We start from the raw sequence: 17,624 nt of genomic DNA on the forward strand, positions 1-17,624 counted from the left end.
ACCATGCAAGCGTCGGCGGGAACTTGAATGACCCAGACTAATGTCAAGCCACAAAATGTATTCGGCCTCGTGATGGTGATACAGCTGGTGAGTCTGGCGGTGGCACTGGCCGGGCTGTATTTCCTGCGGATAGAAGTCTCGCTGCTTGGCCATTCGCCGCCGCTCGCCCTTGCGATCGGCATTTTCGGTGCCCTGCTCAGTTACGCCGTCGCGGTGGGGCTCACCCGCTCCGCGACGCCCGTCGGGGAGACGCTGCGCAGGCACTGCGCCGATCTGCATCCCTTATTCAACCGCTTTTCTACCGCGCAAATTGTGCTGGCCGCATTTGCCGCGGGGGTCTGCGAAGAGCTGTTGTTTCGCGGGCTGCTGCAACCCTGGCTGTCGCAACTGAGTACACCGCTGCTGGGTTTACTCGGCGCTTCGCTGGTATTTGGATTGCTACACTACGCCTCCTTCACCTATTTCGCGGCGACGGTAGTGGTCGGACTGGCACTGGGAATCACCTACCGGGTGACCGAGAGCCTGCTGTGTGTAATGACCTGGCACGCCCTGTACGACCTGCTGGCAATTACGGCGCTGGCGCGCTACCCGCGGCTGCTGGGGGTGCCCACGGCGCTTAGCCGCCAGTCCGCTAAATAAAGGCCCCCGCGATAAGCCCGAACACGAATGCGGTCACCGCAAAGGCGATCACCGCCAGCAGCCCGTCGTGGGCAACCAGTGCCAGCCCGAATGCCGTCAGGGCCATACCGGCAATGGTTGCGGAGAAGGGCACCAGTTCCATCAGCGGCAGCGCCAGTGCGATGACGGTGCAAAGGGTGGCAATGACAACCGTGCCGCTGCGCCGCACCAGGAAAGCCAGCCGCGGTCGCAGCCAGCGATCGACAAAACGTGCCGGCTTGTCGAGCCACTGCAGTGCCCGGTGCAGCTTCTGCTTGGAAATCGAGCGCCGCAGCATCCACTGCGGCAGCCAGAAATGTTTGCGGCCCAGCAACAGCTGTACCGTCACCAGCAGTACCAGCAGGGCCATGGCCGTGGGAACGCCGGGGATACCACTGAGCGGCGAGAAAAGGATAAGGCCCACCAGGAGAAGCAGGGGGGCGAAAGAACGCAGCCCCACCGCTTGCAGTACCATCTCCAGTGATACGCGCTTGCTGTGGCGGGCGGATTCCTCGATGTGTTCCAGCAGCTGGTGCAGGCCGGAAAATTGGTGTGGCATAGCGGACTTATTCAGAGGCTCCCTAGATATTGTGTGCTGGGTGGGAGCGGTTCGCCAGTCGCAAGTGCCAGTTGAGTACCATCACCGTCAGTGCCGGCAGCATGGTCAGGGTGACTATGGTCGCGCCGATAATGCCGCTCATCACGATCACGCCGACACCGCGGTAGAGCTCAGTGCCGGCACCGGGCAGAAATACCAGCGGTGCCAGACCGCAGATGGTGGTAATCGACGAAATAGCGATGGGACGCAGGCGCGAGCTGACGGCCTCCTGTACCGCCTCCAGTGACGACATGCCTTCCTCGTTCACGTTACTGATTGCGCGATGCACGATCAGTATCGGGTTGTTGACTACTGTGCCCATCAGGATCAGGAAGCCGAGCATTGAGATCATGTCGAACGGCTGATGGAAGCCCTCCAGCCCCATGCCGCGCAGTATGGCGCCGATTGTGTTCAGCAGCGCCAGGCCGGCGATGCCGCCGGCAATACCCAGCGGAATGGTCGTCATGATCAGCAGCGGGTAGCCCCAGTGGGCAAAGATGGCCACCATCAGCAGATACACGATCAGCAGCGCGACGATATAGTTGCCGCTCAGCGATTCGCGGGTGGCGTCCAGCTGGTCGGCGGCGCCGGATATATTCAGGCTGACGCCGGCGGGTATCTGGCCGCGGTCCTTCAGATATTGCACCAGGTCGGTTTTCACCCGCTCCACGCCGGTTTCCAGTGCGACCGAGCGCGGCGGGATGATGTTCAGCGTCACCGTGCGCCGGCCGTCAACGCGCCGCACGGTACTGGTGTCGACGGTCTCCACCGTCTGCGCCAGTTCCGACAGGGGCAATACCCGGCCGGCGGGTGTATAGACGAAGATATTCTGCAGTGTCTCGACCGTCGCCGCGGGGCCCTCGCGGTTGTAGAGATACATGTCGATCTTGTCGTCGTCGAGAAAGAATTCGTTGACGAAGGCACCGTCGGTCAGCGCGGCCACGGTAAAGCCGATGTCCTCGGCGCTCATGCCCACTTCGGCAGCCCGGTCCCAGTTGGGGGTCACCTGCAGCAGCGGCTGCGCCAGCGACAGGCTGGACGGGCGCGTCTGGATACTGGGGTCGTCAAATATCTGCCCTGCGCGCGTATAGGCTGCGCGGGCCACCTGGTACAAATCGGCGAGATTTGCGCCGGAGATATCCAGGTTGACGCTGCGGGTGCCGCCGTCATTGCTGCTGATGATGGAGCCGCGTGCGGCGAAGGCGCGCATGCCCGGGTAGCTCTCGTACTTGCGCACTATCGCTGCCATCAGCTCGTCGATATGGGCGGGATTCTTGGACTCGGCGATGATGCGCAGGCTCTGCGGCGATACGCGCATATTGACGTACTTCATTGCCGGCACTTCTGTCTCGCCGCGGGCAAAGGCCCCGGGTTCGTCGTCGACAAACGGCAGGAAATATTCCTGCAGCTCGCTGGCAATCTCCTCCATGGTCGCCAGGTTGTAGCCCGGCGGCGCGTTCATGGTGGCGAAAGTCTTTGCCTCCTCGCCCTCCGGCAGGTATTCCGCCGGCGGGGTCAGGAACACGATGATGGCGAGGCTGAGCGCGACGGTGACGCCGATGGTATAGAGCCGCCGTACCGGTGTGGCGATCAGCCAGCCGATGCGGTTCAGGACACCATTGCGCAGTCTGCTGTGGGAAATGGCTGCCGTTTGCGCGCCGTCGAAATCCAGCCGCGCGCTGGCGGTGGGGATGACGGTAATTGCCACCAGCATCGACACCAGGATCGACGCGGAGATGGCGATGGCGATATCGGAATAGAGCTGTCCGGCTTCCTCGGCGATAAACACCACCGGCAGGAACACCATTACCGTGGTCAGCGTCGAGGCGAGTACGGCCGGCCACACTTTCTGTACGCCGCTGATGGCGGACTGCAGTTTGTTCAGGCCGCGCCGTCTTTCCAGCTCAATACTCTCCAATACCACAATACTGTTGTCCAGTGTCATGCCGATGGCAAAGGCCACCCCGGCCAGGGAAATCACATTGATCGTGCGCCCGGCGACCAGCAGGCCGATAAACGCGGCAATGGTGCAGATGGGAATGCCGGCGACGCCGAGCGCAGTCGCGCGGACGGAGCGCAGGAACAGGTACATGATCGCGGTGGCGAGCAGCGCACCGAGCAACAGGTTCTTCCAGACGTTGAACACCGAGGCCTGTACGTAGCCGACGTCGTCTGCAGTCAACTCCATAATCATGCCCTGGGGCTCGAGCAGCTCGCGGTTGATCTGCGCCACCGCATTCAGCATGGCCCGCTTGATCGCGATCACATTGGAACCGCTCTCGCGCCGGACCGACAAGCTGATCACCGGCCGCCCGTTGACATAGGAGTGGCTGCGAATCTTGAAGTGGTCAAGCTTTACCTCGGCCACATCGCCGAGGCGCGTGATACCGTCGCCACTGCGTTGCAGAATCAGGTTGCGCAGCTCGTCGAGATCGCGAAAGCGGCCCAGTGTCCGCAACAGGTAGCGGCGCTTGCCGCTCTCCACTTCGCCACCGGAAATGTCGCGGTTGCGTAGTGCGATGGCCGCGCGCACGTCGTCCAGGGTCAGGTTGCGTTCGGCCAGGCGCGAGGGAATCAGGCGGATCTGAATCTGCCGCTCGGCGCCGCCGCCCACATCGACCTGGGCGACACCGGGAACGCCGGACATGCGCGGGCGCACATTGTCCTCGACATAATCCCGCATCATGTCCATATCCAGATTGCGCGGATTGCCGGGCAGGGGGGAGATACGGAAATACATAAACGCGTTGGCGGAGAAGGAAGTCGCGTAGACTCGCGGCTCGTCCACATTCACCGGGTAGGAGGGCACCTGGGTCAGGGCATTGTTGACGCGGATCAGAGCCTCGGTAATGTCGACGCCGAACGGAAACTCCAGTTCAATTTCCGCCGAGCCCAGATCGGCTGAGGACTGCAGCTCCTGCAGGTAGGGGATATTGCGCAGGTATTCCTCCTGCTCGATCAGGATTTCCTTCTCGATATCCTGCGGCGTGGCGCCGGACCAGCGGGTCTGTATTGAAATAGTGCGCACTTCCAGGTCCGGAATCATCTGTACCGGAATTCGCAGTGCCGCCACCACGCCGAGCACGGCGACAATCAGCACGCTGACCGTCACCAGAATGCCGTTGCGGACTATGTGCTCAAACATGCGGGAAGCAACCGTTCTGTACTTGCATTTAGCGCGCCTGTCGCAGTATCACTGTCTGGCCCTCCTGCAGGCTTTCGTTGCCGCGCGTGACCACAACCTGGCCCTCCTTCAGTCCGGAACGGATTTCGATCAGGCCGGCAAAGCCGAGGCCGATACTTACCTGCTGCTCGCGCACCCGCGCCGCTTTCCCCCAGCCGGTGAATGTCTCCGCAACCCAGACCGTGATGCGCCCGTCGGGGTAGCGCAGTACGGCATCGCGGGGAATGGCGAGACTGCGACGTCCGGTACCCAGCAACAGCGTGGCCGATACCGACATGCCGGGAATCAGTTCCGGTGTACTGTCAGTCGCTATTTCCGTGCGCAGCATGAAAGTACGCGCACCGCTGCTGCTGAGCGGTACCTTGTGCTGCACGCTGGCCTTGTAGGTGTGTTCGGTGTCGATATCGAAGCGTACTTCCAGCGGTGTTTTGGGATCGATGCGGGCGTAGAGTCGCTGCGGCACCTGGAAGTCCGCGCGCAGTCCGTCGGCGGTGACCAGCTCGAACAGGTTCACGCCCGGCTCCACCCACTCGCCCAGCTCGGCAAAGCGCTGGCTGATGGCGCCATCGAACGGCGCGCTGATTTTGTGGCGCCGCAGCAGGGCTTCCTGGCGCTTGGCTTCGATCTGTGCGCCGCGCAGTTCGGCATTGCGGATGCGCACCTGTGAGGCCAGTGCTTCTACTTCGGTCTCGGCGATATGGTTGTCACCGATCAGCCGCTGTGCATCGCCCAGGCGGCGCCGGCTTTCCGCCAGCGCCTCGCGGCTGCGCTCCACTTCGGCGAGGGCGGCATCGCGGGCGATGACGTTCAATTCCGGATCCAGCTCCAGTAGTGGCTGCCCCTTCTTTACGCGGTTGCCGACGTCGACATGAATATCACTGACGAGTCCGTCCACCTCCGCCGATAGCATCGCCTGTCGCGACGGCGTCAGGGTGCCGGTAACCGGAACGGGCTCGACGATGGCCTGCTGCCTGGCGGTTACCGCCTCGACGGTAATGGCGTCATTCCCGTCGTCCTGCGCCGAGACAACAGGAATGGCGGCCAGTGTCGACAGGCCCGCGGCAAGGGCCAGCGGGGAGAACAGCTTCGCAAAAGTGCACTGCATAGCGTAAAGCGCTTCCATGTATCGCGAAATACAGCATTGAGCATACACAGCCGTTTGTCGCAAAGAAACCGCAGGCGGACGGCTGCTAGCCGAGGCTACGGCAATGATATTACGAGCATGGGCGCAAAATGGATCTGCCTGTGGAGCAATGTGGGGCCGTCGCGTCTTTAGGGTTTGGCGCTAGAGAATTTAGTCGAACAGTTCGTCCAGGGTAAATGTCTCCACCGCCGGCCCCGGCGTATTACTGACCTGCACCATCTTGGCTGCGACCTGTTCGCCGCGGATCGGCCGGTAGCGGCGCAGGCCGGGCAGGGTGCAGATCAGCGGCAACAGCCAGCTGCCGAGTTTTTCCGCGGGACGGGTCTCCGCACGGTCACCCAGCAGCAAGGACGGGCGGAAAATGCTGATGCGCGCAAAGGGCAGGCGCATCACTGCCTGTTCCAGCTCGCCTTTCATGCGCAGGTAGGCACTGCTGCTGTTCGGGTTGGCGCCGCTCGACGAGACCAGCAGATAGTGGGCGACACCGGCCTCTGCTGCCAGTTGGGCGGCCTGCAACTGGTAGTCCACATCGACCCTGCGCTGCGCCTGCAGCGAGCCGGCCTGGCTGCGCGTGGTGCCGAGGCAGGAGAACATCAGATCCGCCTGAAACAGTTGGGCAAAGTCGGGCAGCCGCTCGAAATTCTCCACTTCGTTACGCACCCTCGCTGAGGGATGGGGCGCAGGCCGTCGGGTCAGGGTAACGATCTCGCCAATGTGATCGGCGTCGGCTAGCTGGTCGGTTAGCTGGCGCCCTATGAGCCCCGTGGCGCCGATAATCAGTGCTTTCTTTGTCATTAACTATTTTTGATCAGTTCTTCGATGGATTCTTCCGCACAGGCGGTATATATCGACGGCGCAGAGGCTTGGTCTATGGCGCTGGCTTAAACTTGATGCAGTGTACTCCTTTGCCGCGGCTGAGCGTTAGGCATAACACGGATTCGAGCGTATAAACGTGTTCAAGCCCGCTGCTCAGTCTTGCGTGGCAGCATGTCGTACCAATCAGGGACCACTCGGCACCCCCGTTAGATTGGAAAATTACGCTGCTTCCGTAGGCCGGGAAATGTAGGGAAAGAAAATAATAATTCAGAAGCTTGGTCAGGCAATTCAAACTGAATTGTTTAGAAGCGTCCAAACAGGGGCCGGTAACTGTTCATCACAGTAGTCACGGTTCGGGAGGCTTCAGGCCTGCGTTGGTTAGCGTCATGGGGCGGTAGTTGTCGTCCCCATCTAACCATCGGCGCCAGACAGAGTCGTCTACGGTCACATTCACGGCGGGATGCTGCTTATCATCCCCGGAATATTGTCGGTAAAATTTGCCATCACCTTTATTCCTCAGTCGACATAGGCGGGCGTAGAATCCTCCTAGGAAATCATCATAAGACGGATTGGGCTTCGCTTGCCAGGCATCGTCGGCTGGCTCGTAAATGTCCATCTTTAAGCCGGCATCGGATGCCTTTTTTTGCATCCATTGCAACGATATATCGGCAAGTGAGTCGGTGCCATAGCCTCCACCTACGTTGGCGTGAGCACCAATAAACCAACGCTGCTCAACATCTACCTGCTCTAGCTTTTTCGTTCCTGTCCAAAGTGAAGTGTTGTAAGCCGCTCTGAACTCATCGAGCGCCACCGCCTGGTAGGCGTGTTTCACGATTTTTGACAACTTCGTATCGTGCCAGGCGTATTTGCCATTCTCAGACAGAAAAGTACCGGGTATCCCGAGTGATCCAACGGTATCCCATACCCCCAAGAAGTGCACATTGATTTCCCGGCTGTAGAGTTGGCGGAACTTTGCACACTCCTCGCAATCCGGAGCAATTCTCTTGGTTCTGTAGAGCTTCTCCGCCTGATCAATCAGCCACGGTGTGGATATATGTAGGAGGCCGCATTTCCGGAGCATGCCCACTAAGCTGCGTGCGGTGTAAGCACCCCGGCTAAAACCAAAAATCCATATTTCGTCATTCTCGGTGTAGTTCCTGGCTAACCAGTCGTACCCCTCGCCCAGGTTTTTGCTAAGACCCCAACCAAACGCGCCGCCGCGGAAGCGTGACCACTTGCTGGTGCCGACACCGGGATCGTAGAAGAAACGTTGTCTCATGGACCCATCGTAGTCGTGGATGCGTCTCGATAGGCGATACACATTTGTCTGGTCTTCAGGGTCGTTCCAGGTGCCGTCAAATAACAATATAAGTCGCTGTTTTCTCATGGGGGTCGCACCGAGTTTTGCATTGATGTCTGCAAGCTTTGGCAGATCCTTCTGTAAGGAGGGTGTGGAAGATGGTCTATCTGCTTACGCTCATTTCCCGTGCAATTAACGAAAATAGATAGTGATAATTCCAATAAATTCGACCATGGGCTGAAACCGTCGATTCGGCCTTTTGGGGAAACACATACGTGGAGGTGCGGGCAGTGAAATGCGTGCATCCGAATATGGTCCCGCTATAAATCTGAGTCGATTCAGGGCTTATCGCTGAGTGTAGAGTCATGGCGGGGCCTCAGTTATCCAGCAAGTTTATTTGGGCGCATTTTTCTCTGAATTGGCCGCCTGAATATTACTCGTCTAACCTAACGGAGATGTCTGTCACTAATGTGCTAGTCGTGTGACCTATTGTGGAATTACTTTCTCGCATGGCAGGTGTGCAAGAACGACAGGTGTTCGTTGGCATGTGCTCCATTGAGGCAGTGGGGAAATGGCTTCCGATAACTCCGAAAAAAATGGCAGCTCCCGGAGAAAACCGCGCATCAAAAGCTGGTTTGTCATCCTGCTGTTATTAACGGTTGGCGCGAGTTATATCTATTATTCGTACCAGAAAAGGCAGGAAGCCTTTATAAATACCTATTACTTTCGAACGCTGCAGGATGTTGCTGCCGAATTCAATCATGGCCTCGACCAATTAATCAGTCTGCACAAATTTGAAGTGGGAAGCTCCACTATTCTTTCGATATTCGGTTCCTATCGGTCAGATACTCGAGACGACGGAGGCGGGAATGTAGGTCGATCCGAGTTTTGTGAGATTAGAGTAGGGAAAGTCGAGTGTGTAGTAAGGGAGGATGATTTACAGGACCTGGAAAAAGAAAAGAAACCTGTAGATGAAAAGTTAAAGGGTAATTCTGGGGTAGGCAGTGATGAAAATTCAGATGTCGAATCGGAAGAAACAAAGGAATATGTGCTGGGCGCAAATCGTATAAAAATAATAAGAGAGGACAGCTCAGTATTCTACGTAGATATCTCAGACGTCATGCCCGCACCACGCAGAGACTTTGCACTTTATATAATTGCTGATGCGAATAACCGGGTTCTGGGGAGTATTGGGGCGGCCTCCGGCCTGTCGATAGTAGACACTGAGGCTGTCAGTCGAGAGATCGAGTTAAGGCAGAAGCAGAATTTAATCAACCTGGCGAACGATAAAGGCGTCAGTGAGCCGAAAGATGCGAAAGCACTACCAGGATTCAGCTCGCATATTGACCTGGAGCTCACCATCGGCAGATCGCGTTTGTATATCTTGCCGTTCTTGTTGAATCATGACGTCGGTATATCCCCTGTTAATAATAATGACAGGTCATCCTCAAGGGGCCAGCAGGGGGAGGGGATACCTTTGTATCTCATTGGTGTACAACCGGGCAGTGTCATTAAATCGTATGAAAACAAACGGTGGAACCTGAGCCTGCTGTTGTTTTCGCTCGTTGCGCTGGTTTTCCTGTGGACAGTCACCCGGCTCCTAATGGTATCCCGCCATCAGGCCCTGGGGAACAGCTTTTACATTACGATGGTAGCTGCGTCCTATCTATCCTTCGTCATGCTGGTGGCTTTGTTGGTGGCCTGGGGGCAGCGAAGCATCGCGGTCTACGGCAAGCAGCAACTCGCACAGTCAATATTCTCGGAAGTGGAAGCGCAGGTTTCGCGGGACCTGGAAAGCATTTTCGATGCCCTGGATGGCTACCATAAGTATTATAGAGATCTGCTTAGTCAGTTGAATCCGGAGCAGAAAGAGGACTCCAGCAAGATAAGGAATAATTGTGGTGTTACAGGAATTCCCTACTGCAGTGAATGTACTGACAGGGGGGAAGAGCCACATCGAACAGTTCTGCTGGGAATGCAGGGAAAGCGTCCTATAGATGGTTGTATCGAGCAAGCAGATACTGATTTGGATTGTCATATTTGCTCCAAAATCAAAGCTGCGGATCCGCCGGAAGAGCACGGCGTAATTCTGCCGTTTTTCAGTAAAGTGAATATCTTTGGTCCTGGCACCAATGTAAAGTTTAAGAAATCGGATGGTCAGGGCGGGGAAGTACGGTCGTGGTTTGATATCAAGGATAATAATTCATTTCCGGCCGGCGGTAAGCTGCTGACTGTTTTCCTTATGGATAATAACGGTCGCCAAGTGCTGCCAATGTTCTACTTCGTAGAAAGTAATAAACCGCCCGTTAGTTTTAGCCTGGCACACCGCGAATATTTTCGCCGGGTCCGGGACAAGGCCGGCTGGAACGGCGCCTCGCAGACAAATAAAGATAGAGATGGGGGTCGAACCGGTATTCCGTGCGCGGACGCTGGAGATGTCGATTGCTCAAATACAAGGGAAAATTTTTACATACAGAGGTTGCTCAATATTAGTACAGGGACTCGAGGCACGACTTTGGGTTTGCCGCTGCGTTGCGGTGGGGGCAAGCAGTGTGCTGGGGGCGGGTACGTGCTCGGCGCAGATATAGAGATTCCCGCTTTGTCTCTTGAACCGCCGTTCCTTTCCTCCCCAGAATCGGAGGTCGGACGTGCGCGCATGCAGGACTTGATCTTCATGGTAGTTGACCGCGTGACAGGGCAGGTGCTCTATCACATGGACGACAAGCGTTCTATGGTGGAGAACCTGTATCATGCGGGGCTCGGTACCGCTGGTATCAGCCAGCTGATTCGCGCAGGCCGCATACAGGGCACGCGCAATAATAAGCGATCGAGACCAGATCGCTTGGTATCCGGCTATTACCATGGCCAGTCCGGTGATTTTCTGGCGCGAAAACTCGGCGATATGAGCCAGTGGGCATTGGTCGTTTTTATACCAGATGACGGCACCGATAGCCTGATGACCAATGTTTTCCTGGCGAGTACGACCGGGATTGGTGGCATCCTGCTACTGCTGGTCTGCCTGCTTTATCTCACAGAGCGCTATTGCAATAGCGATGCGTTGAAAGTTTATTGGGGCTTACCGGTATCGGTCACTCGACACAGTGTGATGTTGTTCAGCACGATATTGCTAACCAGCATCTTTCTTGGTTACAGCCTGGGGGCGGTGATCAATCAGTACACGGGGGCGCGCTGGAACACGTCCCTTGGGCTGAGCCTGGCGGTAATGGCAATCGTATTGGCATGGGGGTATGCCGTGCTACGGAGCATGAGAGAGCGGGATAGCACGTGGGAAGAGCGGCAAACTCATACTGCTGCTGGCACAGTGCGGCTGCTGACACTTTTCCTGACAGTCGGTTGCGCGGCAGCTGCCTACCTACAACATGTCGGAGATAAACCCAGCGGCGCAGTGCGATGGCACAGTGAGAAGTTGTGTGAAGCACGTCTTAATAAGGAGCAATTGGAACTTCGCAATATCGCCTTGACGCGCTATCCGAACTCAATCAAGCAACACGGAAAGGATCCTCTCAGTCTGCTGCCCATTTCAGAAGAGTGGCGTTCAACTTTGAGGAAGGGAGACTGTAAAAATAGCGAGAATGAAAAGCCGCGTGAGCCGCATATCATGCCGGAAGATGTGGGCACCTTTAGCCAGTACACCGCCTCCACAGGGCCCTTAAAATGGGTGACGCGCTATTTATTTGGCGTCGGGGGCGGAGGCAAGAAGGATAACCCTGATGGTAACGGGGGCGACCGCGATGCCTCATATAGCCTGCCGAACCTGTTTCGCTTCCTAATCGCAATGAGTATTGCCTTTCTGCTGCTTTGTGGCGTTTGGTACCTGTTTTATCGCAAGGTCATTGGTGCGCGTCTGGTCGGTTCGCCTGGGTTGATCGCACACCTGCAGCATATCATCAGCCACAACGTACCCGAGCGGGCCTATTCTCCCGAGCGCGGCTTGGTGCTGGATCTACATTGCAGGGCGCATGCCGGCAGCAACCTGACCGCACTGTTGTATCGGTCTGGAAAAGAGCAAGGTGGAAAAGACTGCGAAGATGAAGAAATCACGCCAATAAGTATGGACGAAACAGCGCGCCGCGGTATCGCTATGCTACTGGAGGATTGCCCGGGGCTCCGGCGTGAGGCGGACGAAGTTGACCTGTTTCCCGGTGTCAATATCAGCTTTTCCGCGACTATGACCGAGATCGAACAGCGCTATGGCAAGCGGGCTGGTGACAAAAGAATCAGCGTACACCTCTCTGATCTGGATATCTGCCTGTCCAGGACAAGGCAACGGGAAGCTCTACTGCGACTGATTCGCCACCTCAAATCGATGTTCCTGGCCGGTCAGTTGGCTGAACTAAGAATAAGTCTGGGCTTCCACAGTTACGAGGCGCTTGTGCTGAAAGCGCACAGTATGAAATCTGAGCGGGATCCGATGACTGCCGCGGAATTTGCCGGCTGGGCTGAAACACTAATGGATTTCATTGTAGAGCTGCCTGAGGACCTCACCCGCGAAGTCGATTCGCAATTTGTACAGTACGAATGCTGCGCCAGCGGCCTGCTCCGGAATTTGCCGCAAGAGCTTGAGGTTGCGCACGAATTATCGGAACCGAGCTGGGCTGCGCAGCGCCGCTGGTTGAACCTCGGTGATGTGGATAAAACGAGCCGGGAATGGGCCTCCATCAATTGGATCCTTCTCAAGGCCGGTGCATTATTTCGGCACAAATGGGAAAGTTGCTCTGGAGCGGAGAAACTCGCACTGTTTTTCCTCGCGAAAAAGAAGCGTGTGAATACTGCCAACGCGCAATTGCTGGAGCAGATGGCCCTTCAGGGGTTGATCAGGGTGGATCACGGCCGCGTTCGTATCATCAATAACAGTTTTGCTTACTTTGCTCGTCACGCCGAGGATACCGAGACGCTTAAGCAACTGGTTGAGGTCAGTGAGGCAGGGGCGTGGCAGGATTATCGTTTGCCAGTGACCTTGTTGATCTTGCTCGTTCTCGGCGGAATCGCCTTCACCTCGGGGAGCTCGCTCTATCTAATTGCGGCAACCATGCTCGGCTTGCTGGGTACCATCGGTAGCCTGACCAGCAGTGCAAAAATGATCAGGGAAAACTTACGTTAATTTATTGCTGGTCGCGGAAGTTAAGGAATGCCGGCTCCCGACGCTGTCTAATTCGTTTGTCAGGCTACAGAGTTTCCGCACCGAGCAATCTATCGCTTCGTTTCCGTATTCTCGTCAGGGGCTGACCGAAAATGCAGAATCGTAGGAAACTGCTCCCTGTGGAATTGGCGTTTGGAAGGGTAGGGCCATGAAGTACTCCGCCGGTACGCCCGGCAGTGTCAGTCCGGGCTGCGGGTGAAAGCCGAAGCGCCGGTAGTAGTCTGGAGAGCCGAGTAAAACGCAGCCGCCGGCGTCCAGTGTTCTCAGCGCTTCCAGGCACCGTTTCATCAGCTGCGAACCAATACCGCGCCCCTGCCATGCGGGTAGTACCGCCACCGGCCCGATACCATACCATCCGGAGGTCCCGTCTGAGACAGTAACCGGGGAGGCGGCGACGTGGCCGACAATGCCGCCGCCCGTTTCGGCGACGAGCGATACCGTCAGTTGTCCAGAGTTCCTCAGCGCCCTGACGATCTGTTGCTCTGTGCCGCTACTATGCTCAGCGGTCTGAAAAGCTGCCGAGATCAGCGCGTCTATCGCGTCGATATCCGCTTTCGTTTCTGTGCGCACGGTGATGTCCATGGAAGGTCGAGTTCCGCTCAAGTTGATAAGGGTGGATGTGGGAGCCAGTTCGGTAGATAGTCCAGTTTCATCAACTGTATATCTGAGATTGAGAAAAGCTATCTCAGCCAGTGAAATAATTCATTTAACCCGCAGCGTATACGTCGTTACTCTGGGGCCCTGGTAAATAATCGGGAGGTAATTATGAGCAAAGTGATGTCTCTTGTTATCCGCTCCACGCGAACACGCAACGCGGAGCAGTCAGCCGAGTGCAATTACGCCGACAACTACTACGGCGATCAGGTGTGCGTGCTGCGCCGCAAAGTCCAGTGAACGTTTAATCGCAGGTGCAGGGATACAGTGCGCCGCAGGTTTCTCCCGGCGGAGCGCTGCGGTCCCGATTATTCCCGACTTCAGGCGGAGTCGCTATTCAGCCAGGTTTCGGCCTGCTGCCGCTGATCGTGGCCAAACGCCTTTATATCCAGGCCCGGTATCAGTGCGCCTTCCAGTTCACTGATTTTGCCGATCCATTCTTTATCGGTGAGGACGGCGGCTTTGCGGAACTGCCGGATAAAAAGCAGCATCGACGGCAGGCGCGAGAACTCTATGGCGATGGCCGCGAGTGAGGGAAGGCGGTATTCGATTACGTCAAAGAGCATCTGCCCATTTTTTATGCCATCGGCTTTTTCCACCAGCTCGTCCAGGGCCCGCTTCATATCGTCGGAGTCCAGTTTGCCGCTTAGTGCAATATCCAGGCGGTTTTCACCGGCTCTTTCCACTGTAAACATATCTTCTCCTTGAGCATTCTGCGCAGACAGTCGTTTCCAACGCCGACAAAATCCAACGATAGAAAACTGCCAGCCATAGTGTCATCTTGTCGGGCTTTGTCCAACTTACCCTGTGTCGGATGTGCGCAGGAATATTGAGATAATCACCTTTATCCAGGGTGATCTCGCGTCCGTCCTCAAACTGAATCGTCCCGGCCCCCTCGAGTACCATCACCCATTCATGTTCGTCCTGGTCATACCAACCCGCTTCGGGGGAGCTCTGGCCATGGGAAACGATGCGCTCTACTCGCACGCTCTCGGTGCGAATCAAGTCGAAAAAGTGTTCCCTGGCGCGATCGTCAGGGATATTCGAATAAATGTTGTCCACAGTTTGTCTGCGCGTAGAAAGTGAATAATCCGTTGCGGCGTTCGGCACTTCTATTGGTCGCTATTGCGCCGGCAGCATGCTATTGCGAACTCTAATTGAGTCCGCAAGCGCTCAGAGTATATATGGAACTGATGCGTCGTGAATTTTGCCCAAAAATGACCACTGAGTAACAGCGGGCAGCCCCGCGGCGCAGATCAAGATTCTATGACTAGACTCAGGTGAGTGGTAGTTTTGACGCCATCGCACCGCGCTGCTGTCCTCCGATCGGACAGGGACGCGCGGTCAGGTTGTTAAGCACCGGCAATAACTGCTTGCCGACTATGCCCTGCACAGGAGCCCTCGGATGAAGTCACCGATCTTTGCAGCCATGACATTCACCGTGATGATGGCGGTGCTGCTGCCGACGCTGCTGTCGGCGGCGGACCCGATAAGTGGTAACGGCAATGCCGACTATGTGTTCACTAATGCGAAAGTCTACACGGTGAACAAGGAGGCACCCTGGGCCGAGGCCATCGCTATCAAGGGCAACAAGATCGTCTATGTCGGCGATGCCGAAGGGGTCAAATCACGGGTCGGCAAGGGTACTAAAGTCGTGGACCTCAAGGGCAAGATGGTGTTGCCCGGTTTTGTCGAAGGCCATTTCCATAGCATCGTCGGTGCCATGATTGCGAAGGGACTCGACTTGCAGACAGATGACAAGCAGGAGCTGTTTGACCGAATCCGCAAGTATGCAAAGGAAAATCCGGACCTTGACGTCATCGTCGGTTACGGAGTGCGCTTCAACGTATTTCCCGACCAGCTGCCGACCGCGGCGATGCTCGACGAGATCGAGTCAAAGCGCCCGATTTACTTTTTTGGGATCGACGGCCATACCGCCTGGGTAAACTCAAAGGCGCTGGAAATGGCCGGGATCAACAAGGACACCCCGGACACCGCCCCCGGCTTCTCCTATTTTGTGCGCGACGAGGGCAACAATCCGACCGGCTGGATCGTGGAGTGGCCGGCTGAGCTACAGGTGCTGGGTAGCCTGGTCGAGTTCAACGTCGAGTATGTCAAGGATGGCGTCAAGGAATGGCTGCCGCGCTTCTCGGCTGCCGGCATCACCGCGGTCCACGATTATGGTGTCCTCGGGATTCCGGCGGAAGAAGCCTTCCAATTTTTCACCGACATGGCCGCGCAAGGGAAGCTGCCGATCCGCATCCAGGGTTCCTATTACTGGAACGACCCGAAGGCGGATCCGATCCCGCCGCTGAAGAAGCTGATGCAGCAGTTCGATACCGAATTGGTCAGCGTCAAGTCACTGAAAGTCAATCTCGATGGCGGTGACGACAAGTGGAATGCGCTCTACACCGAGCCCTACACCGATAAGCCAGACGTCAAGGTAGAACCCATCATTCCCTACGATATCGTCAATGCAACGGTGGAGCGGGCGGACAAAGAGCGCATCAACGTGACTTGTCACTGCTTTGGCGATCTCGCGGTGCGCAAATTTCTCGATGCGGTCGAGATGGCGAAGAAAAAGAACCCGCAATGGGGCCGGCGTCCGGTGGCAAGCCACGCCACGATGGTCGACGACGCGGATATCCCGCGTTTCGCCGAACTGGGGGCCACCTATGACACTACCGGTTTCTGGATGAGTCTCGATCCGCTGCTGCAAACGGTGTCTACGACGCGCCTCGGCCCCGAGCGTGTCCAGGCCATGTTTCCGATGAAAAAGATTGCCGAGGCCGGCGGCAATGTGTCGCTTGGATCGGATTGGCCGACAGGCGCCTATGTTTCCGATTACAGGCCGCTGCTGTCCATCAGGGTCGCGGTGACCCGCCAGCTTCCCGGCCGCGATGATGTGCCGCCGCTCGGTGGCAAAGAGGCCCGCGTTCCGCTGGATCTGGCGCTGTATGCCCAGACTTTAGGCGCGGCCTACGGCATGGCTCTGGACGACAAGATCGGTTCACTGGAAGTCGGCAAGCTGGCGGACCTGGTGGTACTCGACAGGAACCTGTTCGATATCAATCCGCACGACATTCACAAGGCCAGGGTTTTGCTCACCATCATGAATGGCAAGGTGGTGCACGACGAGTTGAAACTGGAGAAGTGATTTTTTGCACAGGGGCGGCCCGGTATTTGTCGAGGATCGGTGCCGCCCCTTCCCAGGGCTGTATCACGGCCAGATGAAACTCAGGCCAATCTTCAGCTGCCGATCGGCACCGCCTTTCGGCGCATCGACCACTTTGTAGCCGCCCAGGCTGAAATCAATCATATGGCCGCTTTTCAGGATAAAGGTCTTGCCGACGGTAAGGCCGAGTGGAGTCTGCCAGGCGCTGCTGCTACTGGGGGCCGACCAGTCATAGGTAACTGCATTCATGTAGCCGATATAGGAGCCACCAAACAAGTCGGTGTTACAAATAATGATGGGCCTGATGGTGGTGAGATTGAAGTCGTCCTGACCCCAGTGATGGCCAAGGATACCGCCGTAAGAGAGGTTTCCGGCAGAACCGAACACCACACCGGCGAAACCGCCGCCCCAGCCCGGTCCGCCAACGACACTGTCTGTACGCGTGCGCAGCGAGATCTGCGGGCCGATGCCGAACTTGATGCTGCTGTCCGTTTTGGGAACGAAGAACCCCTGCACAATGGAGTCACTCAGGCCCCAGGTGCGCCCGGTCCCGCCGACGGGATCCGGGCCGAGTATTGGCAGGCCTGCGCCCTTGGGCGCGCCGATGTAGGGAATGACACCGCGGAGAACAAAATTGAAGCTGCGGTCCGTTTCAATGGAGTAGACCGGTTGCAGGGAAATACCGTAGGCCGTCTCGTCATCGGAGGTGCCGTAGGAGATGGTATTGTCCGACATCAGCGCCTTCACGTCGGCGAGCGGATCCTGTGCTTTCTTCAGTGCTTCCGCCTCGTCGACGGCCGCCTGTGCCTGCGCGAGACTGGCAAATAGCGTGAAGAGTAATAGAGCAAAGAGAGTGCCGAAGCGGCGGGTGCGGGGGTGATATCTCATGGCTTGTACATCTCCTTCGTTCCTAGCCAAATATCCTTGCGCGCCGT

At 57.0% G+C, this 17,624-nt stretch carries 13 protein-coding genes; 4 read left to right on the forward strand and 9 right to left on the reverse strand.

All coding sequences use genetic code 11. The features are described from left to right. Window positions 1-27 precede the first annotated feature (27 nt). Window positions 28-639, forward strand: coding sequence for a CPBP family intramembrane glutamic endopeptidase (locus BUC36_RS16225; RefSeq protein ID WP_073277120.1), 612 nt, complete (start codon window positions 28-30; stop codon window positions 637-639). On the opposite strand, the gene BUC36_RS16230 is transcribed toward BUC36_RS16225, so the two are convergent. The 5 genes from BUC36_RS16230 to BUC36_RS16250 form a co-directional block, all read right to left on the reverse strand. Next, window positions 632-1,216: an exopolysaccharide biosynthesis protein gene (locus BUC36_RS16230; RefSeq protein ID WP_073277122.1), complete on the reverse strand. Its 585-nt coding sequence runs from the start codon at window positions 1,214-1,216 to the stop codon at window positions 632-634. The genes BUC36_RS16225 and BUC36_RS16230 overlap by 8 nt on opposite strands. 22 nt (window positions 1,217-1,238) lie before the next feature. Further along, window positions 1,239-4,400, reverse strand: coding sequence for an efflux RND transporter permease subunit (locus tag BUC36_RS16235; protein WP_073277124.1), 3,162 nt, complete (start codon window positions 4,398-4,400; stop codon window positions 1,239-1,241). 28 nt (window positions 4,401-4,428) lie between these two features. Then, window positions 4,429-5,544: an efflux RND transporter periplasmic adaptor subunit gene (locus tag BUC36_RS16240; protein ID WP_159436031.1), complete on the reverse strand. Its 1,116-nt coding sequence runs from the start codon at window positions 5,542-5,544 to the stop codon at window positions 4,429-4,431. Window positions 5,545-5,733: 189 nt separating this feature from the next. Then, window positions 5,734-6,378 (reverse strand): NAD-dependent epimerase/dehydratase family protein, encoded by a 645-nt coding sequence (locus BUC36_RS16245; protein ID WP_073277126.1) that lies wholly within the window; start codon window positions 6,376-6,378, stop codon window positions 5,734-5,736. A 367-nt stretch (window positions 6,379-6,745) separates the two neighbouring features. Then, window positions 6,746-7,786, reverse strand: coding sequence for a DUF2235 domain-containing protein (locus BUC36_RS16250; protein WP_073277128.1), 1,041 nt, complete (start codon window positions 7,784-7,786; stop codon window positions 6,746-6,748). Window positions 7,787-8,270: 484 nt separating this feature from the next. Between BUC36_RS16250 and BUC36_RS16255 the strand changes: the two genes are divergently transcribed. Next, a complete protein-coding gene (locus tag BUC36_RS16255) occupies window positions 8,271-12,821 on the forward strand; it encodes a hypothetical protein (protein WP_073277130.1) in 4,551 nt (1,516 codons plus the stop codon). 114 nt (window positions 12,822-12,935) lie between these two features. On the opposite strand, the gene BUC36_RS16260 is transcribed toward BUC36_RS16255, so the two are convergent. Further along, window positions 12,936-13,442 (reverse strand): GNAT family N-acetyltransferase, encoded by a 507-nt coding sequence (locus tag BUC36_RS16260; RefSeq protein ID WP_073277132.1) that lies wholly within the window; start codon window positions 13,440-13,442, stop codon window positions 12,936-12,938. Between the two features lie 183 nt (window positions 13,443-13,625). Between BUC36_RS16260 and BUC36_RS19335 the strand changes: the two genes are divergently transcribed. Further along, on the forward strand, window positions 13,626-13,754 hold the full coding sequence (locus BUC36_RS19335; protein WP_268778227.1) for a hypothetical protein: 129 nt from the start codon (window positions 13,626-13,628) through the stop codon (window positions 13,752-13,754). Window positions 13,755-13,834: 80 nt separating this feature from the next. Here the strand turns inward: BUC36_RS19335 and BUC36_RS16265 are convergent, their stop codons facing one another. Both BUC36_RS16265 and BUC36_RS16270 read right to left on the reverse strand, forming a co-directional pair. Next, window positions 13,835-14,209: a SpoIIAA family protein gene (locus BUC36_RS16265; RefSeq protein WP_073277134.1), complete on the reverse strand. Its 375-nt coding sequence runs from the start codon at window positions 14,207-14,209 to the stop codon at window positions 13,835-13,837. After that, entirely contained in the window at window positions 14,184-14,576 is a 393-nt protein-coding gene (locus BUC36_RS16270; protein WP_073277136.1) for a cupin domain-containing protein, read from the reverse strand. The genes BUC36_RS16265 and BUC36_RS16270 overlap by 26 nt, the downstream gene beginning before the upstream one ends. A 343-nt stretch (window positions 14,577-14,919) precedes the next feature. On the opposite strand from BUC36_RS16270, the gene BUC36_RS16275 reads away from it, so the two are divergent. Beyond that, a complete protein-coding gene (locus BUC36_RS16275) occupies window positions 14,920-16,671 on the forward strand; it encodes an amidohydrolase (protein WP_084536177.1) in 1,752 nt (583 codons plus the stop codon). Between the two features lie 63 nt (window positions 16,672-16,734). Here the strand turns inward: BUC36_RS16275 and BUC36_RS16280 are convergent, their stop codons facing one another. Continuing rightward, on the reverse strand, window positions 16,735-17,577 hold the full coding sequence (locus BUC36_RS16280; protein ID WP_073277140.1) for a hypothetical protein: 843 nt from the start codon (window positions 17,575-17,577) through the stop codon (window positions 16,735-16,737). Window positions 17,578-17,624 lie beyond the last annotated feature (47 nt).

The sequence above is a fragment of the Microbulbifer donghaiensis genome, assembly GCF_900129095.1.
In the GTDB taxonomy this organism is placed as follows: domain Bacteria; phylum Pseudomonadota; class Gammaproteobacteria; order Pseudomonadales; family Cellvibrionaceae; genus Microbulbifer; species Microbulbifer donghaiensis.